Below are 18,177 nucleotides of genomic sequence, written 5' to 3'. Positions count from 1 at the left end.
GTTACCGCAGCATGCCGAAGGCGGCGGCCGCGGCAGCCGCGATCATGGTGGACAGGACCACCATGACCAGAACGGTCCCGAGGGGATTGCGTCGCCGTTCGGGCCGCCCGACGGCCCGGACCGGCATGCGGTAGGCCGACACGCGCGGCGAGCGCTCCGGTGACGGCTTCGGCGACGGTGTCGGGGACGGCCGCGCGGCAGGCGTCTCGATCGGCCGGGATCGCTCGGGCGGAGCGGGAGCAGGCGCGTGCGGCCGGGGTCGCGGTGACGGCTCAGGCCGGGGTGTCGGCGGAGGAACCGGCCGCGGCGGTTCGCATGTCTTCGGAGGTGAGCCGACCCGAAGCCGCAGGCCGATCACGGGCGGAAGCTCGACGCAGACGACGACACCGCGCCCCACACCGAGTCCCGTGCCGAGTCCCGCACCGAGTCCCGTGCCGGGGTCGTCCCGGTCGCCCTTGTTGACGGCCGACGCGGCGTGACCGGCCGACGGCGCTACGGCGGCCGACGCGGGCACGGCGGTGACCATGCCTGTCGCCGCCGCCCAGGCGAGCGCTCCCGCCAGTCGCATCGTCAGCGTCATCGTCAGTGCCATGGTCAGCGGCCTCCTGCGGACTGGAGTTCCCGTAAGGCACCGGTGAACGCCTCCGGTCCGACCGCCAGGCCGCCGGTGAACGCGTGCGAGATGTGCCAGGTCAGATAGACCCCGACGGCCAGCAGCACGGTCATCGCGATCAGCGGCAGGAGCGCGGCCCCCTTGGGCCGAGCGCCGGCGAGGAACGGGAAGACGATGATCACAGCACCGGTCACGATCGTCAGGATGAGAACGGCCGGTGGCAAGGTGGCCGCCGCGTCGGCGGCACGCTGACGTCGGGCCCCGGACAGCTCCGTCAACCGGTCCAGCACCGCGCTCCTGGCTTCGCGCTCCTCATCAGCGGTGACGCGCAACGCCGCTACGCTCGCCCGCAGCGTCTCCAGGCGTACGGCGCTCTGCGGGCTGAGCCGTCCAGCCGCCATCAGCGGCCATTCCTTGTCGACGATGAAGCCGACGTAGTCGCGTACCTGCTGCTGGACCTGGCCGCTCGCGGGCGCGGGGAGTCCGGCGGCGGACCAGTACGTCTCCACGGCCGCCTGCGCCTCCGCGTAGGTGTTCTGGCGGGCGGAGTCGGCGACGGTCCACGGCACGACGATGGCGATGGCGAAGACCAGCAGAAACAGCGATGACAACATCGCCCCGGCGTGACCGGCCGAAGCCCCTCCCGGATCGGTGTCGTCCGCGCCATGACCGAACCTGCGGGACAGGAAGGCGGCCAGGGCCACCAGGCCGACCGCGGTGACGACGGCGAACGCGCAAACCAGCATTGACGATCCCCAGGTGTTCGGGCACGGAATTCGAGCTGTTACAGATCGTTACTTTAGAAGCACGATACGTGTCAGACAGGCGAACGGCCGCCCGAACGGCGAAGAAGGCATGACGCCATCGGCGCGGAGCGGTTTTGGGTCTTGTCGAGCATCCGGCCCGGGTCTACTCTCCGGATTAATTCTTAGGAAAGTTTCCTAACGAAAAGAGGATGCCGGATGCGCCGAGCAGTGACTTTACTCACCGCACTGTTGCTCCTCATCACGATGGCCGTTCCAGCTCACGCCGCCACCGGCCTCACGGCGGTGTTCAGCCTGAACGGGAACCAGGGCAAGTTCGTGGTGAGCAACTCGAGCAGCAGTGCGATCACGGGCTGGTCGATCCAGTTCGAACTGCCGTCGGGGGTGACGGCGAGCAACCCGCAGAATGCGACGATTTCGCAGAGCGGCACGAAGGTGAAGCTCACCCCCGCCTTCTACATCGACACTGTGCGGGCGGGCGGCAACACCGAGCCGTTCAGCCCGACCTTCACGCTCAGTTCCGCGGTGCAGCCGACGAGTTGCACCATCAACCGTGCCAACTGTGACGGCAGCGGTGACCCGCCGCCGCCGCCCGCGCCGCTGACCGCCGAGTTCACCGGCAACGGGACGCAGGCGAAGTTCGTGGTGAGCAACAACAGCGCCACCGCGCTCAACGGCTGGTCGATCACCTTCGAGCTGCCGTCCGGTGTCACCGCGAGCAACGCCCAGAACGGGTCGGTGAGCCAGTCCGGCACCAAGGTGACGCTCAGCCCTGCCTACTACAACACCACCATCGCGGCGAACAGGTCGACCGAGCCGTACAGCCCGTCCTTCACGCTCAGCAGGAGCGGGGTCGAGCCGACCAACTGCCGGGTCAACGACGTGCAGTGCGACGGTGAGCCGGACGCCCCGCCGTCCGCGCCGGGCAACCTCAGCTCGCCGGTCAAGACCACCAAGTCGGTCTCGCTCAAGTGGGACGCGTCGACCCCCGGCACGCTCCCGCTCGCCGGGTACGAGGTCTACAACGGCGGCGCCCTCGCCACGACGGTCACCGAGACCAGCGCGACCGTGACCGGGCTGACACCGAAGACCGAGTACACCTTCACCGTCAAGGCCAAGGACCGCAAGGGCAACCTCTCCCCCGCCAGCGCCGCGCTGAAGGTGACGACCAACGACCCGGCCGACGACACCCAGCCGCCGACCGTGCCGACCGGCCTGCGCAGCACCGGCGCCGACGCCTCGAGCGTCTCGCTCGCCTGGAACGCCTCGACCGACAACAAGGGCGTCGCGGGGTACGACGTCTACGAGGGCTCGCGGCTCGCCACCTCGGTGACCGGCACCTCGGCCAAGGTCACCGGGCTGTCGCCGTCCACGGAGTACACCTTCACGGTCCGGGCCCGCGACCAGTACGACAACGTGTCCGCGGCCAGCACCCCTCTGAAGGCGAAGACGGGCGACATCGTCGGCAGTGGCTACGCCAGGGTCGGCTACTTCGTGCAGTGGGGCATCTACGGCAGGCAGTACTTCGTCAAGAACCTGGACACCACGGGCGCGGCGGCGAAGCTGACCCACCTCAACTACGCCTTCGCCAACATCGACCCGGTCAACCTGACCTGTCTCAACGGGGTCACCAAGGGCACCTCGTCCGATCCGCAGGACCCGAACCAGGGTGACGGCTCCGGCGACGCGGACGCCGACTACGGCAGGCCGATGAGCTCGGCGCAGTCGGTCGACGGCGTGGCCGACACCGGGTGGGAGAAACTGCGCGGCAACTTCAACCAGCTGAAGAAGCTCAAGGCGAAGCACCCCAACCTCAAGGTGCTGATCTCGATCGGCGGCTGGACGTACTCGAAGTACTTCTCCGACGTGGCGGCCACCGACGCGTCCAGGAAGAAGTTCGTCAGCTCCTGCATCGACATGTACATCAAGGGCAACCTGCCGACGTACAACGCCGCGGGCGGCCCGGGCAGCGCCGCCGGGATCTTCGACGGCATCGACCTCGACTGGGAGTGGCCGGGCGCCGAGGGGCACGCGGGCAACCACATCGGTCCGAACGACAAGGACAACAACACCAAGCTGATCGCCGAGTTCCGCAAGCAGCTCGACGAGCTCACCAAGGAGACCGGCCAGCGCTACGACCTCACCGCGTTCACCCCGGCCGACCCGGCGAAGATCGAGGCCGGCTGGGATCTGCCCGAAGTCGCGAAGTCCATGGACATCTTCAACGTCCAGGGCTACGACTTCCACGGCTCGGGCAGTGACAACTCCTGGGAGCCGAACCGGACCGGGCACGCGGGGAACCTCTACACCGACGTGGACGACCCCTACTCGTTCCACTTCAGCGTGGAGGACGCCGTCCAGACGTACCTGGACGCCGGCGTGAACCCGCGCAAGATCACCGTTGGTCTGGCCTTCTACGGACGCGGCTGGCAGGGCGTCGCCGACGGCGGCAAGTCGGGCGAGTGGCAGTCCGCCACCGGCGCGGCCCCCGGCCAGTTCGCGGAGGAGGCGGGCACCCGCGGATACTCCAACCTGGTCGCGAGCGTGCCGGGCTGCACGGTCAAGCACGACGCGCAGGCGGTGGCGACCTACTGCTACACCGGCAACGGCGGGCAGTGGTGGAGCTTCGACGACACCTGGTCGATCGGGAAGAAGATGGCCTGGCTGCGTGACAAGAACCTGCTCGGCGCGATGATCTGGGAGATGTCCGGTGACACCGGCACCCTGATGAGCGCCGTGGACAACGGTCTCAAGTAACAGGCTCAGGGCCCAGACGCCGCGAACCCGGATCCGGGGGACTCGTCTCCCCCGGGTCCGGGTTCGCACGATGCTCCGCTTCCGATCGCGAAGAAAAATTCTCGGGGACGATGTCCATACGGCCGGGTCCGGTTCGTAGTGATGATGTACGGCGACCCGCCCGTACGGAAAACGACGCGAAGACGACGCGGAAGACGACGAAGGAAGCTCAGCGTGAAGTACATGCTCCTGATCAACAGCGCCCCCGCCGACCTTGCCGAGGACGTCCCGGGGACCTCGTTCGAGGACTGGCAGGTGTACGACAAGACGGTGAAGAACTCGGGGATCTTCGTGGCGGGGCATTCCCTGGCGGACCTGACCACGGCGACCACCGTGCGCGTCGATCGGGACGGTCAGCGGACCATCGCGACCGACGGCCCGTTCGCCGAGACTCGTGAGGTGCTCGGCGGCTATTACGTGATCGATGTGCCCGACCTCGACGCGGCCCTGGACTGGGCGGCCCGCTGTCCCGGCTCACGCGGCGGCGGGTCGGTCATGGTGCGGCCGGTGGCGGAGTTCGAGGTCTGATCATGATGGACAGTCGGGCGGCGTCGGCGGTCGAGTCGGTGTTCCGCGAAGAGCGCGGCCTGCTGCTGGCCTCGCTGGTGCGCCGCTTCGGTGACCTCGACCTGGCCGAGGAGGTCACCGCCGAGGCGATCGAGGCGGCGCTGGTGCGCTGGCCGGTCCACGGCGTGCCGCCGAAGCCGGGGGCGTGGCTGGCGACCACGGCACGGCGCAAGGCCATCGACCGCCTGCGGCGCGACACGACCTACGCCGCCCGGCTGGCCATCCTGCAGGTAGAGGCGGAGCGGGCCGCACCCGCGCCGGCCGCGGCCCCGGGAGACGACCTGCCTGACGAACGGCTGCTGCTGTTCTTCACGTGCGGCCACCCGGCTCTGCCCGCCGAGGATCGCATCGCGCTGAGCCTGCGGTGTCTGGCCGGACTGAGCACACCCGAGGTGGCGCGGGCCTTCCTCGTCCCGGTCGACACGATGGCCAAGCGGATCGTCCGGGCGAAGAAGAAGATCCGTGAGGCGCGCATCCCGTTCCGCGTACCCGATCCGGACGAACGGCCGGAGCGGCTGGCGGGGGTGCTCCAGGTCATCTATTCGATCTTCACGGAGGGGTACGCGGCCAGCTCCGGACCGGACCTGCAGCGGCTCGACCTGGCCGAGGAGGCCATTCGCCTGGCACGCATCCTGCACAAGCTGCTGCCCGCCGAACGAGAGGTCACCGGGCTGCTGGCACTGATGCTGCTGATCCACGCGCGCCGCGGCGCACGGACCGGGCCCGACGGCCGGATGGTGCTCCTCGCCGACCAGGACCGCGGGCGCTGGGACCGTACGATGATCGAGGAAGGCCTGGCCCTGGTGCACGTGGCACTGGCGGGCGGTCCGGCCGGCCCGTACGGCGTGCAGGCCGCGATCGCCGCCCTGCATGACGAGGCCGCGGACCTCACCACCACCGACTGGCCCCAGATCGTGGCTCTCTACGACGTCCTGCTCACGCTCACGCCATCGCCGATCGTGGCGCTGAACCGCGCGGTGGCGGTCGCCATGCGTGATGGCCCGCAGGCCGGGCTGAGGCTCGTCGGCGAACTCGCCGACGAGCCTCAGCTGCGCGGCCATCACCCCTACCACGCGGCACGCGCCGACCTGCTGTCCCAGCTGGGCAGGACGGCCGAAGCCGCCGCCGCCTACCGGCGAGCCCTGGAACTCGCCGGCACCGAACCCGAACGCGCCCACCTGCGCCGAAGACTGTCCTCGCTGGAGAGCTGACCACGTTGGAATGAACTGGCCCCGGACAAGCGAAGTCATCGGCCGGCGGTCCTCGAGGTTAGGGAACCCTGACGTGGCGGATTGTTGACCGGGCGGTCAATCAAGCGGATCTTCGAATCAAAGGGTCACCTCTCACGTTCGGAGGCTACGGATGGATCTCACGAGATCTCTGTCCGACGTCATCGCCCTGCTCGCGGGTCTGGTCTCGGTCCTCGCGGCGTTCATCTGGGCGAGCGACGTCGACGCGGCCGGCCAACCACTGCTCCTGCTCGGGGCACTCCTCGTGGTGTCCGCCCTATGGGCGATCCTCGGCGCCGGCGGTGCCAGCTCCTGGGTCACCGCGGCCTTCGGCGCCCTACTGTTCGTGTCGCCCTGGGCCTTCGGCTTCGACGGCGACGCCGCCGCGGCCTGGACTGCCTGGCTCGCCGGCGGCGTCACGGTCGTGGTCGGCCTGCTGACCGCGCTCCAGGCCCGCGCCGGGGCGGCCGCCAACGCCTGACCGCCTCCCGCCACGGCCCGGCCCGTCCTCGCCCCCCTCGGCGACCGACGGCCGGGCCGTACTGCTGGGCCGTACTGCTGGGCATGCTGCCCGGGGCCGGGGGAGGCTGACATGCTGGACGGGTGGACCAGGCAGAACCGCCCGTACCGCCCGTACTGTCCGTGCGCCTCGCACCGGAGCTGTGGATCTTCCTGCCACCTCGCCGCCGGCGCGACGAGCTGCTGCTCTCCTGCGACGGCACGTCGTCGCTCGGGCACGTGGTCGAGTCGGCGGGGGTGCCGCTGACCGAGGTCGGCTCGCTCCTCGTCGGAGGCCGCCCGGTCGCGCCCTCATACCGTCCATGCCCCCGCGAAGCTGTGGAGGTGCTGGGGGTGACCCGGCCGCAGCCCATCCCGGCCGCCCGGTTCGTCCTCGACGTCCATCTCGGCACCCTCGCCCGGTGGCTGCGTCTGGTGGGGGTGGACGTCGCCTACCGCAACGACCTCGACGACGACGCGTTGATCGCCCAGGCGGACGCCGAGCGCAGGGTGCTGCTCACCCAGGATCGCGGGCTCCTGCGCCGCCGGGCACTGTGGCTGGGCGCCCACGTCCGCGGCGCTCGGCCACGCGAGCAGTTCCTCGACGTGCTCGACCGCTTCCGGCCGCCGCTCGCCCCATGGACACGATGCACCGCGTGCAACGGCCCTCTGTCACCGGTGGGCAAGAGCGAGGTCGAGGCGGAGCTCCTGCCGGGAACGCGCCGCAGTTACGACACGTTCGCCCGCTGCCTCGCCTGCGGCCGGATCTACTGGCGGGGCGCGCACGGCGGCAGGCTCGCGGAGATCGTCGAGATCGCCTCCCGAGCCCTGTCCGGCGGTCGACGTCCCGGCTGATATTCACCGGTGCGCGATCGGAGAAGCTTGTATGCGGCGTCGAGCACGTCACGGACGCCGATCTCCAGCAGTCCCTCCGACGGCCGGTCGCCGTACGCGTCACCGGTCCGCCCGGTCCACAGCGTGACATGCGGATGGCCCGGGGGCGGCCCCCACAGGGCGGGCGAGACCGGCCCATAGATCACCACCGACGGCGTGCCCACGGCCGTGGCGAGGTGAGACATGCCGGTGTCACCGCAGATCACCAGCTTCGCGCCGCCGACCAGTGCGGCGAGCTCCCGCAGGTCGGTACGGCCGGCCAGCACGCGTGCCGCCGGCGGACCGGGGAGCCCCGCCAACTCGGCGACCTGGCGGGCGAGGGCGATCTCCTCCGGCCCACCCGTGATCACGACGTGCAGGCCGAGACGGCTCAGCTCCGCCGCCACCCCGGCGAACCGCTCCGGCGGCCACTGCTTGGCCCGATATCCGGCCCCCGGGTGGATGACAGCCTCGGCATCCGCCCATCGGCTGGGGCCCGGATCCCGTAGCGCGAGATCTCCGTGATCGGCGGTCATGCCGTACCACTCGAGCATCTCGCACCATCGGCGCACCTCGTGGATCTCCGTCCGCCAGGGCGGTCCCGTCACGCCGGGGACGGCGGGATGCGCGTGGCTGAGGAGCCGCCGAGCCCGGCGCAGCGCGACGATGCTCTGCGGTCCGCTGCCGTGCAGGTTGACCGCGATATCCGAGATATCCGGAATGTTCGTGATGTTCGTGATGTTCGTGATGTTCGGCAGGCCGTACGGCACCGTACCCCACGGCAGTGGGCCCGGCCCGGACACGTCGACCAACTCGTCGACCGCGCCGATCAGCGGTAGCAGACCGCCCAGATGAGCGGGCGCCGCCAGCACGATCCGGTGCTCCGGATGGGCACGCCGCAGGGCGCGCAGCGCCGGAACCGCGGTCAGCAGGTCGCCCAGCCCCAGCCCCCGCAGCGCGAGCAGCACCGGCCTCAGGGCCACGACGTCTCCGTGGAGGAGCAGACCACCAGCTCCCGAATCTCGCAGCCCCGGGGCTGGCCGAGCGCGAAGACGACGGCCGCCGCCACGTCCTCGGGCTGGTTGAGTCTCGCGTCCGGTCCCGGCCGGTACTTCTCCTCCCGGCCGTCGAAGAAGTTCGTGTGCATGCCGCCCGGGATCAGCAGCGTCACCCCCACCTCACCTGCGAGCTCGGCGGCGAGCGCCCGGGTGAACCCGACCACCCCGAACTTGGCCGCGCAGTACGCCGTGGCGTCGCTCACCGCACGAACCCCCAGGGTGGAGGCGACCGTGACCACCTTGCCCACGGCCGCACCCCCAGCACGGGCCCTCGATTCGCGCAGGTACGGCAGGGCCGCCCGGATCACCGAAGCGGTGCCGAGGAGGTTGACGGCGATCACCCTTTCCCAGTCCGCCGCCGGGATGTCCTCCAGGCGGCCGCACGCGTCGATGCCCGCGGCCGTGACCACGCCGTCGAGCCCGCCCGCCCCCTCCGCCAGCTCGCGGACCGCGCGCTCGGCCTGCCCCCGATCGGCGAGGTCGGCACGCGCATGGTCCACATCGCCGCCGGGCTCGTTGACATCGATCGACAGCGGTCGGCCACCCTCCTTCGCGACGGCGATCGCGGTCGCCCGGCCCAGGCCGGACGCGCCACCCGTGATCAGAATGTTTCCCAGCATCGATCCAGTCCCTTTCCATGGCATAGGGAGATATAGGGAACAGCGTGTAGTCACCGACCTTCACCCAGACGTCGGGGCACCGCCTCTCGATCACCTCGGAAGGGGTGTCCTCCCCGAAGACGCAGCCGTCCCGCGTCGCCCTCTTTGTCCACGTCGAGCAGCGAGTCGCCGACGACGACCACGGGCCCGTTGTTCCGTCCGTTCACGCGCACGCCTTTTCGATCACGTCCTCGATCACGTCGCAGAGCATGTGGATCACGGTCAGGTGCACCTCCTGGACGGTCGCGGTGTCGGACGCGGGGACGGCGATGGCCTCGTCGCACAGCTCCGCCAGCGGGTTGGGCGCGGGTCCGGTGAGCGCCCATGTGGTGAGCCCGCAGCCGCGTGCGGCGTCGGCGGCGGCGAGCACGTTCCGGCTGGTCCCGCTGGTCGACAGGCACATGAGGACGTCGCCCGGCCTGCCGTGCGCGTGAACCTGCCGGGCGAACACCTCGTCCGGGCCGAAGTCGTTCCCGATCGCGGTGATGGTGGACGTGTCGCCGTGCAGCGGAATGGCGGCGTAGGGCCGGCGGTCGGCCCGGTAGCGGCCGACCAGTTCCGCCGTGAGGTGCTGGGCCTCCGCAGCCGAACCTCCGTTGCCGCAGGCCAGCAACCGCCCGCCCTCGGCCAGCACGCCGGCGAGCTTGCATCCCCAGGCGTAGATCTTGGGGGTGTCCGGGTCCACCGCCGTCAGGGCGGTCCTCAGCCGGGCCAGATGAGGATGCATCTCAACCTCCAGCCACCGCGAGCCGGCCGGCAGTGTGTGAACCGGGGAGACCATGTGAACCTGGAAGACCATATGAACCTGCGAGACCATATGAACCTGCGAGACCGTGTGAGCCTGCGAGACCGTCTGAACCCGCGGGATGACCGGCCCGCTCGCCGATCAGCGTCCGGTACACGGACTCGGTCTGGGCGGCCACCCTTGGCCAGCCGTACCTCGCACGGGCACGACGCGGACCGGCGACCGACAGCGCGGCGCGCAGATCAGGGCGGGACAGCACGTCTCGTAACACCCTGGACAGCGCACGCGGTCGCCGCGGCGGCACGAGCAGCCCGCATCCCGACACCGTGTCGAGGTGGCCGCCCACGGCGGACGCCACGACGGGAACACCACAGGCCAGCGCCTCAACCGGGACGATGCCGAACGGCTCGTACCAGGGCACGGTGACCAGCACGTCCGCGGAGCGCATCAGCGCCGGGACCTCGGCCCGGGCCACACTGCCGATCAGGCGCACCCGGTCTGTCAGGCCGTACGCCTCGGCGAGCGCGCGCAGCCGGATCCCCTCGTCGTCGTACGGATCACCGCCGGCGATGACGAGTTCGGCGTCGGGCACCTGGCGCATCGCCCGGACGAGCGTGTCCACGCCCTTGCGCGGGACCAGACGTCCGATGCTGAGCACGCGCGGCCGGACCCCGTCGCCACACGGCGTGCTCGGGTCGGCCGGACGGAACAGCTCCAGGTCCACGCCGCAGGGCACCACGCCCACGCGATCGTCCGGCACGCCCATCGCGACCAGCTCCCGAAGCTCGTCGCCGCAGGTCGCGATGACAGCGCTCGCCTGGCGACCCACCTGGCGCTCGGCGGCCTGCCGCTGCGGCGGGCTGGTGTCGGAGTCACCCTGCCAGCGCCGTTTGACGGTGCCGAGGGCGTGGAACGTCTGCACGACCGGGACGCCGACGGCCTCGGCCGCCCGCAGCGTGGCCAGACCGCTCATCCAGAAGTGCGCGTGCGCCACATCCGGCGGGTGCGCCGCCCACCTACGGACGAGATGCGCCGCGAAGTCTGGCATGTACGGCAGGAGCTCGTCCTTGGGCACCGGTTCCGGCGGCCCGGCCGCGACGTGGTCGACCGTCACCCCGGGAGCCATGATCACGGTGTCCGGCTGGTCGGGGCCGGTCCGCCGGGTGTACACCGTCACCTCGTTGCCTCTCTCGGCCAGCGCGACGGCGAGCGCCGCGACGTGGACGTTCTGCCCGCCCGCGTCGACGCCGCCGATGGTGGCCAGCGGGCTGGCGTGTTCGGAAATCAGGGCGATTCTCATAGGACGCTCTCCTTCACTGTGGCAAGGCGGCGGACCGCTTCGACGACGTGTTCGCCACGGACCGAGGAGAGGCACGGGTGGCCGGGGACGGGGCAGATGCGCGCCCTGCTCCCCCGGCAGGGCGCGTGCTGGTCGCCCAGGAGCTCGACCGGCACGCCGTACGGCGCCCAGCGCGCCGCGGGGACGACGGGGGCGAAGAGACTGACCACGGGGGTGCGGACCGCGGCGGCGAGGTGCGCCGGCCCGGTGTTGGCCACGACGGCGGCGGATGCGGCGGCGAGCACGCCGGCGAGCCCGGCGAACGTGGTGGCGCCGCCCAGATCCAGGACGAGATTCAGGGCGGCCGAGTGCGGGACGGGGTGCGGGGCGGAGTGCGGGGCTTGCGCGGCGGCGGCGCGCACGATGCGGGCGGTGAGCGCGCGCTCGCCCGGGCTGCCGGTGACGACCACGCGCTCGCCCGCGGCCACCAGTCCGTGCACGGCCTCGGCCCACCGTTCCGCCGGCCAGGCCCGCGCCGGCACGCTGGTCCCCGGGTGTATCACCACGTAGCCGGGCGGACCGGTGAGGTGCGCCAAGTCCGGGAGGGGTTCCCGTACGGCGAGCCGCCCGTCGTCACCGGGGGGCAACTCGAACCCGGCGGCCCGGGCGAGGTCGAGCATGCGTTCAGACTCGGGGACGTCCACGCTCTCGTCCACGGTGTGGCGCACGTCGAGCAGGGAGCCCGGGTAGTCGGGGCTGATCGCCGCGATCCTCGGCGTCCCGGCCAGCCGGAGCAGCAGCGCCATCGGCAGCGCCGACTGGTGGAACGAGGTGAGGATCAACGCCATGTCCGGGGCGATCCGCCGCACCTGATCGATCAGCATGGCGGCGCGCCGGCCGGTCATCGTCACGCCGCCCGGGTCGATCCACGGCGTACGCCACTCCAGCACGTGGTCCACTCCGGGCAGCAGCGCGGCGGCCGCCCGGCCGTGGGGCCCGGCAAGCAGGACGACCCGCCGAGCACCGGCGGCCGCGGCACGGACCGCCGGGCCGGCGAGCAGGACGTCGCCCGCGTTGTCGGGCCGGACCACGAGAACCGTCCCGATCACGAGCGGCCCCTCGGGGGGAAGACGAGAGTGCTTTCGACGGTGTCTTCAGCAGTGCCTTCGGCAGCGGTTTCGGCAGCGGTTTCAGCAGTGCTTTCACCTGGGAATCGCATCGGTTACCTCCGTTGCGCGGTGCGTGTCTGGTTACCGAGAGAAGCGGTACTAAACACCGCTTTGCGGAGAAGTCGCCGTACAAAGGGCTCAGTCTCAAGAACTGCTACTCTCCGTAGCGAACTTCCGGGTTTGTCACCTGATCGGCCGGGTAGCCGGGGGACGAGTTCTCCGAGAGGCGTCCGGGAGGTGTCTTGGCCCATCACATCGACCGGCTGCCGGCCGCTCTTCCGGCCGCTCTTCCTGCCGCAGTGCTGTTCGATCGCGACGGAACACTCATCCACGATGTTCCGTACAACTCGGACCCGAGCCGGGTGGAGCCGGTGCCGGGGGCGCGGGCGGCGCTCGACCGGCTGCGGCGGGCCGGCGTTCCCGTCGGCGTGGTGAGCAACCAGTCCGGGATCGCGCGGGGGCTCATCACCCCGGAAGCACTGCGCGAGGTGAACGCACGCGTGGAGGAGTTGCTCGGCCCGTTCGACGTGTGGACTATGTGCCCGCACGATGACGGCGACGGCTGCGGCTGCCGCAAACCCGCGCCCGGGCTGGTGCTGCGGGCGGCGGCGAGCCTCGGGGTCGGCCCCGGAGACTGCGTGGTGATCGGCGATATCGGGCGGGACGTGGCGGCGGCACTCGCGGCGGGGGCGCGGGCGATCCTTGTTCCGACTCCCGAGACGCTGCCCGCCGAGGTGGCCGCCGCACCGGAGGTCGTCCCGGACATCACCACCGCGGTGGACAGGCTGCTCGGGTGAAAGGCTTCCCGGGGAAGCAGGGGTATGAATACGGGCTCGATCGATGGACGGGAGCGATCAACCTATGAGAATCATGGTGTGGCATGTCCACGGCTCGTGGACCACGTCGTTCGTACAGGGCGGTCACGACTACCTCGTGCCGCTCACCCCCGACCGGGGCCCCGACGGACAAGGCCGGGCGCGGACCTACCCGTGGCCCGACAACGTGTACGAGGTTCCGTACGATCGGCTGGCGTCCGAGCACGTGGATCTCGTCGTCTACCAGCGGCCTCACGAGATCGAGCTCGCCCGGGAATGGCTGGGACGGAACGTCCCCGGTGTCTATGTCGAGCACAACACCCCGGCGGGAGACGTTCCGAAGACACGCCACGCGCTGGCGGACCGGGCGGACATCCCACTGGTCCACGTGACCAATTTCAACGACCTGTTCTGGGATTCCGGACGCGCGCCGACCCATGTGATCGAGCATGGTGTCATCGATCCCGGCCACCTCTACACCGGAGAGTTCGCCCGCGCCGGCGTGGTGGTCAACGAACCCGCCCGGCGATGGCGGGTGGCGGGAACCGACCTGCTGCCGACGTTCGCCGCCACCGCCCCCCTCGACGTGTTCGGGATGAAGGTCACCGGGCTTCCGGCCGCACTCGGCCTATCCGACGACATGGGCACCTTCGAAGACCTGCCGCAGCGCGATATGCATGCCGAACTCTCCCGCAGGCGGGTCTACCTGCATCCCTACCGTTGGACGTCGCTCGGCCTGTCACTCATCGAAGCCATGATGCTCGGCATGCCCGTCGTCGCGCTGGCCACTACCGAGGCCGTGGAGGCGGTGCCGTCGGAGGCGGGAGTGATCTCAACGAAGGTGCCGACCCTCGTCCGCGCTCTGGAAACGTTCACGGCCGATCCCGAACTGGCCGCCCAGACGGGCAAGGCCGCACGTTCCGCCGCCCTCGCCCGCTACGACATGCGCCGATTCCTCACCGATTGGGAACTGCTGTTCGATGAGATCGTCCCCGGCGGGGGCTCGAGGATCTGAGCCTGGATGCACCGCGCTGATTCTGACGTGATTGCCGTGAAATGAGAGGAGGTGCCCTGCGAGCTGGGATGATGGGAGTTCTCTAGGCTTCCAAGATCCGCAGTCGAAGGACACCTCCTAAGTGCGATTGTTTCATGCCCCCGCCAGGACCCATGCGAGCTTCGATGACGAGCGCGTGATCGCCTACGCCGGGCTGGAGCCGGTGGTGCGGCTGGCCGAGCGCTGCGACCTGGACAGACTCATCGACGAGCACGTCGCCATCGCCGACCCTCTCGGCGTCAACGCGGCCGCGAAAATCAGCTCGATCGTGGCCGGGATGGCCGCCGGAGCCGACAGCATCGCCGATCTGGACGCGTTGCGGCACGGCGGCATGGACAAATTGTTTGACGGTATCCGTGCCCCGTCCACCCTCGGCTCGTTCCTACGCAGCCTGACCTGGGGAAACGTCCGTCAGATCGAGAAGGTCTCCCGCGAGTTGCTGGGTCGTCTGGCCGCGCATACGCCGCTGCTACCCGGAGCCGGCACGGTCGCGTTCCTCGATGTGGACTCGATGCAGAAACGCACCTACGGATACAACAAGCAGGGCGCCGCCTTCGGGCATACGAAGATCCAGGGCAAGAGTGTGCTGGTGCGCGGGTTGAACGTGCTGGCCTCGGTGCTGTCGACGCCGTTGGCCGCCCCGGTCATCACCGGCACCCGGCTACGCGGTGGGAAAGCGAACTCAGCCCGCGGCGCGGAATCGTTCGTGGCCGAGTCGATAACGGCAGCGCGGGCAGCGGGCGCCACCGGCATCCTGGTCGTGCGCGGCGATTCGGCGTTCTACGCGGCGGGCGTCATCGGTGCCTGCCGTCGCGCGGGCGCGCACTTCTCGGTCACCGTGAAGATGGATCCCAAGATCAAAGCCGCGATCGCCGCCATCGACGAGGACGCCTGGACGGCGATCGAGTACCCGGACGCGATCTTCGATGAGCAGGCCGGATGCTGGGTCTCCGACGCCGAGATCGCCGAAGTCACCTACACGGCGTTCGCGTCGAAGAAGAAGCAGGCCGTCACGGCACGGCTGATCGTGCGCCGGGTCAAGCGGCTCAACCCCAAGTCCGTGATCGGCCAGGACGAGCTGTTCAGCACCTACCGGTACCACGCGGTGTTCACCGACAGCCCGTTCCACCTGGTCCAGGCCGAAGAACAGCATCGTGACCACGCGGTCGTCGAGCAGGTCTTCGCCGACCTTGTCTGCGGCCCGCTCGCGCATCTTCCCTCGGGCGACTTCGCGGCGAACGCCGCGTGGCTGACCTGCGCGGCGATCACCCACAACCTGCTACGCGCCGCCGGCTGCCTGGCCGGTCCCGTGCACGCCAAGGCACGTGGTGCCACACTGCGCCGCCGATTGATCGCCGTCCCCGCCCGCTTGGCCCGGCACGGACGCGGCCATATCACCCTCCACCTACCCCAGCATTGGCGCTGGCAGGCCGCGTGGATGAACGTCTTCGACGCCGTCCACGACCCACCGCCCGCTCTGGTGGCTTGACCAGCCCCAACCTCGGTCACCGACCGCACCACGACGACCCCAAGGTCACCCGCGCCACCGGCGCACGAACCCCGACCCCGAGCCCTGTAGACATCTGGACAAGCTGCGATTCGCGCGCAGCGGCTCTCACATGCCCGGAAAACAGCAGGTCACCCGAGTAAACGGCCCTCGCGACGGAATTGGACCAGAAAACGATCAAGAGAAACTACGCGGTGCATCCAGGCTGAGGCTGAGGCGTACGCTCGTACGCCACGAGAACCCATACCGAGAACCCATATGGAGAACCCATATGGAGAACCCACGCCAAGACCCCATGCCGAGACCCAATGCCGAGACCCAATGCCGAGACCCAATGCCGAGACCCAATGCCGAGACCCAATGCCGAGACCCAATGCCGAGAACGTTTACCGAGAACGGGGCGCGGTGGGGCACTTGAACGGGTGCCGGCGGGAAAGCCAACATCATGATGCGCAACGTGATGAACGGTGCAATCGGCGGCGGCCTCGCGACCGCCGTCTACAGCGCGATGTCGATGGCCGGAGACAGGGCGGGCCTGCTGGGGCCGCGACCGCCCAAGCGGATTGCCGGAATCGCTCTCCCGGGTCGCCCCCGACGTACCTCCGGCGACGGGATACTCGGGACGATCTCTCATTTCGTGTTCGGCGCCGCTTCAGGCGCCCTGCTCGGCCTGTTGTCGACTGGGCAGCGGATCCCCGTTCCCCTCGGCACGGCGTACGGTCTGGCCGTCTGGTATGCCGGATACCAGGGACTCATGCCGCCCATCGGCACCCTGCCCCCTGCGTCGGAGATCCGGATGAGCCGCCACGTCCTACCTGTCGCGAGCCACCTGCTGTGGGGCACGACGCTCGTCCTCGCGTTGAACCGGCTGAGGCCCGAGAAGCCCACGCCATTCGACAAGGCGATGCCTTCCCACGAAGCTCCGCTGACCAGACATCCCGCCCAGAAAGCCGCCGTCCTCGGGCAGTGATGCTCCCGGACAGGGACGCCCTCGGACACAGGGACGCCCTCGGACGGTGGCACCCTCAGGAGCAACACAGCCAGGGAGCGACACAGCCAGAGACTCGGGCCGGCGGTGACGGGGTCAGGGGCAATCCCGGCGTCATGTCCGTCGTTGACGTGTGCCGGCGTAAGCGCCGATATAGGTGAAGGCCCATCGGTCGGGGCCGATCTGGCGGCGTATGTAGCGGTCGGGGTGCCGGTAGCGGTCCCGGTTGTGATGTTGGCAGGTGGGGCCGAGTTTGGCGAGGTCGGTGCGGCCGCCGTCGCTCCAGTTGTCCACATGGTCGACTTGGCACATGCTCGCCGGGAGGGGGCAGCCGTCCACCATGCAGGTGGCGTAACGAGCCAGGACGGCGCGACGCTGGGCGGGGGTGGCCAGCCGGACTTTGCGGCCCATGTCCAGGACCTGCCCTTGGGCATTCATGACGATGCGCATGAGGGTGGAGGTGCGGGCCAGGCGGTGGACGTCGGTGATCGGCAGCAGTTGCCCGGTGGACAGCAGCAGCCCGGGCAGGGCGCGCAGCGCTGCCTGCCACCGCCGGCCCGCAGCCCCGCCAAGGCTGTCGGTCCCGCCAAGGCTGTCGGTCCCGCCAAGGCGGCCGCTCCCGTCGTGCCCAGGGCTCCCTCGGCCCTTGCCCTTGCTCCCCCGATCCTCGCCTTCGCTCCCTCGGCCCTTGCCTTTGCTCCGGTCGCCGATCCCGCTGCCCTCGTTCCGCTTCCAGCCACCGGTCCCGCTGTCCCCGTTCCCGCCCGGCCCGGCAGCGCCCGGCCCGGCAGCGCCCGGCCTGGCAGTGTCCGGCATGGCAGGGTCCGGCATGGCAGGGTCCGGCATGGCAGGGTCCGGCATGGCAGGGTCCGGCATGGCAGGGTCCGGCATGGTCGCGTCCGGCCTGGTCGCACATGCCCCGGTTGCCTCCAGCCCGGAGCCCTCACGCTCGACCTCGGGGCCGGGTCTGGCTTCGCCGGGTTCATCTTCCGATCCGGCTTCCTTCCGGGCGGTCTCGCAGCCGTGTTCGGCCTGGTCGGGTGCTTCCCGGCCGGCCTCGATGTTCACGTCACTCTCGTCGCGCGAGGGGTGGCCCTCACCCACCGAGAGATCATCTGGCGCGGTGTCGTCAGGAACGGTGTCGGCGGGCACGGTGTCAGCGGGCACGGTGTCAGCGGGCGCGGTGTCGTCAGGAACGGTGTCGGCGGGCGTGGGGTCACCGGACGGCGGGTCGCTGGGTGGAGCCTGATCGGGCACGGGGTCGGCGGGCACGGGGTCGGCGGGCACGGGGTCGGCGGGCACGGGGTCGGCGGGCACGGGGTCGGCGGGCACGGGGTCGGCGGGCACGGGGTCGTCGGGCACGGGGTCGTCGGGGAGGGGGTCGTCGGGGAGGGATTCGGCGTTGACCAGCACCAGCAGCTCGGCGGTGATCTGCTGCTCGAGCAGTGCGATGAACGCGTCGGCGTTGCGGACCCGAAGCGGCCGGTCGTCGCCCTTGGCTTTGGGTTTGGCGTAGGCGTCGAGCAGGGTGCGCAGCCGGGCGGCGGCCTCCCGGGGCAGGCG

General features: G+C 70.3%; 17 protein-coding genes. 9 read left to right on the top strand and 8 right to left on the bottom strand.

Annotation, left to right across the window (positions count from 1 at the left end; translation table 11 throughout):
• Position 1: 1 nt before the first annotated feature.
• Positions 2-592, bottom strand: a complete 591-nt coding sequence (locus ACFHYQ_RS13120; RefSeq protein ID WP_394301396.1) for a hypothetical protein — start codon at positions 590-592, stop codon at positions 2-4.
• 2 nt (positions 593-594) lie between these two features.
• A complete protein-coding gene (locus ACFHYQ_RS13115) occupies positions 595-1,359 on the bottom strand; it encodes a bestrophin-like domain (protein WP_394301395.1) in 765 nt (254 codons plus the stop codon).
• A gap of 216 nt (positions 1,360-1,575) precedes the next feature.
• Here ACFHYQ_RS13115 and ACFHYQ_RS13110 point away from each other — a divergent pair, with 216 nt between their 5' ends.
• From ACFHYQ_RS13110 to ACFHYQ_RS13090, 5 genes are all read left to right on the top strand, one after another.
• Positions 1,576-4,134: a glycosyl hydrolase family 18 protein gene (locus ACFHYQ_RS13110; RefSeq protein ID WP_394301394.1), complete on the top strand. Its 2,559-nt coding sequence runs from the start codon at positions 1,576-1,578 to the stop codon at positions 4,132-4,134.
• Between the two features lie 222 nt (positions 4,135-4,356).
• The gene (locus tag ACFHYQ_RS13105) at positions 4,357-4,701 is read left to right on the top strand and encodes a YciI family protein (protein WP_394301419.1); all 345 of its coding nucleotides are present in this window, start codon (positions 4,357-4,359) and stop codon (positions 4,699-4,701) included.
• Positions 4,702-4,703: 2 nt separating this feature from the next.
• Positions 4,704-5,951, top strand: a complete 1,248-nt coding sequence (locus ACFHYQ_RS13100; protein ID WP_394301393.1) for an RNA polymerase sigma factor — start codon at positions 4,704-4,706, stop codon at positions 5,949-5,951.
• A gap of 151 nt (positions 5,952-6,102) precedes the next feature.
• Entirely contained in the window at positions 6,103-6,450 is a 348-nt protein-coding gene (locus ACFHYQ_RS13095; protein ID WP_394301392.1) for an SPW repeat domain-containing protein, read from the top strand.
• 122 nt (positions 6,451-6,572) lie between these two features.
• A complete protein-coding gene (locus ACFHYQ_RS13090; protein ID WP_394301391.1) occupies positions 6,573-7,322 on the top strand; it encodes a Mut7-C RNAse domain-containing protein in 750 nt (249 codons plus the stop codon).
• On the opposite strand, the gene ACFHYQ_RS13085 is transcribed toward ACFHYQ_RS13090, so the two are convergent.
• The 5 genes from ACFHYQ_RS13085 to ACFHYQ_RS13065 form a co-directional block, all read right to left on the bottom strand.
• Positions 7,235-8,323 (bottom strand): glycosyltransferase family 9 protein, encoded by a 1,089-nt coding sequence (locus tag ACFHYQ_RS13085; RefSeq protein WP_394301390.1) that lies wholly within the window; start codon positions 8,321-8,323, stop codon positions 7,235-7,237. The two genes, ACFHYQ_RS13090 and ACFHYQ_RS13085, sit on opposite strands and share 88 nt — an antisense overlap.
• Entirely contained in the window at positions 8,314-9,018 is a 705-nt protein-coding gene (locus ACFHYQ_RS13080; RefSeq protein ID WP_394301389.1) for an SDR family oxidoreductase, read from the bottom strand. Before ACFHYQ_RS13080 ends, ACFHYQ_RS13085 begins: the two co-directional genes overlap by 10 nt.
• Positions 9,019-9,220: 202 nt before the next feature.
• Positions 9,221-9,784: a D-sedoheptulose-7-phosphate isomerase gene (locus ACFHYQ_RS13075; protein ID WP_394301388.1), complete on the bottom strand. Its 564-nt coding sequence runs from the start codon at positions 9,782-9,784 to the stop codon at positions 9,221-9,223.
• 1 nt (position 9,785) lies between these two features.
• Positions 9,786-11,102, bottom strand: a complete 1,317-nt coding sequence (locus tag ACFHYQ_RS13070) for a glycosyltransferase (RefSeq protein WP_394301387.1) — start codon at positions 11,100-11,102, stop codon at positions 9,786-9,788.
• On the bottom strand, positions 11,099-12,190 hold the full coding sequence (locus ACFHYQ_RS13065) for a glycosyltransferase family 9 protein (protein ID WP_394301386.1): 1,092 nt from the start codon (positions 12,188-12,190) through the stop codon (positions 11,099-11,101). Before ACFHYQ_RS13065 ends, ACFHYQ_RS13070 begins: the two co-directional genes overlap by 4 nt.
• A gap of 302 nt (positions 12,191-12,492) precedes the next feature.
• Here ACFHYQ_RS13065 and ACFHYQ_RS13060 point away from each other — a divergent pair, with 302 nt between their 5' ends.
• The 4 genes from ACFHYQ_RS13060 (at position 12,493) to ACFHYQ_RS13045 (ending at position 16,596) form a co-directional block, all read left to right on the top strand.
• On the top strand, positions 12,493-13,047 hold the full coding sequence (locus ACFHYQ_RS13060; protein WP_394301385.1) for a D-glycero-alpha-D-manno-heptose-1,7-bisphosphate 7-phosphatase: 555 nt from the start codon (positions 12,493-12,495) through the stop codon (positions 13,045-13,047).
• A 64-nt stretch (positions 13,048-13,111) separates the two neighbouring features.
• A complete protein-coding gene (locus tag ACFHYQ_RS13055; RefSeq protein WP_394301384.1) occupies positions 13,112-14,080 on the top strand; it encodes a glycosyltransferase in 969 nt (322 codons plus the stop codon).
• Positions 14,081-14,201: 121 nt separating this feature from the next.
• Complete coding sequence (locus ACFHYQ_RS13050; protein WP_394301383.1) at positions 14,202-15,608, top strand: IS1380 family transposase; 1,407 nt, start codon at positions 14,202-14,204, stop codon at positions 15,606-15,608.
• Between the two features lie 478 nt (positions 15,609-16,086).
• The gene (locus ACFHYQ_RS13045; protein ID WP_394301418.1) at positions 16,087-16,596 is read left to right on the top strand and encodes a hypothetical protein; all 510 of its coding nucleotides are present in this window, start codon (positions 16,087-16,089) and stop codon (positions 16,594-16,596) included.
• A gap of 132 nt (positions 16,597-16,728) precedes the next feature.
• Here ACFHYQ_RS13045 and ACFHYQ_RS13040 read toward each other — a convergent pair.
• A partial coding sequence (locus ACFHYQ_RS13040) for an HNH endonuclease signature motif containing protein (protein ID WP_394301382.1) occupies positions 16,729-18,177 on the bottom strand: 1,449 nt, incomplete at its 5' end.

The organism is Sphaerimonospora cavernae (assembly GCF_042435035.1).
Classification (GTDB): domain Bacteria; phylum Actinomycetota; class Actinomycetes; order Streptosporangiales; family Streptosporangiaceae; genus Sphaerimonospora; species Sphaerimonospora cavernae.
The sequence above is the reverse complement of the archived record's forward strand: the minus strand, read 5'-3'. Positions and strand labels throughout refer to the sequence as shown.

What these genes read in the sequence shown, in the direction of transcription:
- ACFHYQ_RS13120 (WP_394301396.1), bottom strand. Translation starts at nt 592, where the DNA reads ATGGCACTGACGATGACGCTGACGATGCGACTGGCGGGAGCGCTCGCC.
- ACFHYQ_RS13115 (WP_394301395.1), bottom strand. Translation starts at nt 1,359, where the DNA reads ATGCTGGTTTGCGCGTTCGCCGTCGTCACCGCGGTCGGCCTGGTGGCC.
- ACFHYQ_RS13110 (WP_394301394.1), top strand. Translation starts at nt 1,576, where the DNA reads ATGCGCCGAGCAGTGACTTTACTCACCGCACTGTTGCTCCTCATCACG.
- ACFHYQ_RS13105 (WP_394301419.1), top strand. Translation starts at nt 4,357, where the DNA reads ATGCTCCTGATCAACAGCGCCCCCGCCGACCTTGCCGAGGACGTCCCG.
- ACFHYQ_RS13100 (WP_394301393.1), top strand. Translation starts at nt 4,704, where the DNA reads ATGATGGACAGTCGGGCGGCGTCGGCGGTCGAGTCGGTGTTCCGCGAA.
- ACFHYQ_RS13095 (WP_394301392.1), top strand. Translation starts at nt 6,103, where the DNA reads ATGGATCTCACGAGATCTCTGTCCGACGTCATCGCCCTGCTCGCGGGT.
- ACFHYQ_RS13080 (WP_394301389.1), bottom strand. Translation starts at nt 9,018, where the DNA reads ATGCTGGGAAACATTCTGATCACGGGTGGCGCGTCCGGCCTGGGCCGG.
- ACFHYQ_RS13075 (WP_394301388.1), bottom strand. Translation starts at nt 9,784, where the DNA reads ATGCATCCTCATCTGGCCCGGCTGAGGACCGCCCTGACGGCGGTGGAC.
- ACFHYQ_RS13070 (WP_394301387.1), bottom strand. Translation starts at nt 11,102, where the DNA reads ATGAGAATCGCCCTGATTTCCGAACACGCCAGCCCGCTGGCCACCATC.
- ACFHYQ_RS13055 (WP_394301384.1), top strand. Translation starts at nt 13,112, where the DNA reads ATGAGAATCATGGTGTGGCATGTCCACGGCTCGTGGACCACGTCGTTC.
- ACFHYQ_RS13045 (WP_394301418.1), top strand. Translation starts at nt 16,087, where the DNA reads ATGAACGGTGCAATCGGCGGCGGCCTCGCGACCGCCGTCTACAGCGCG.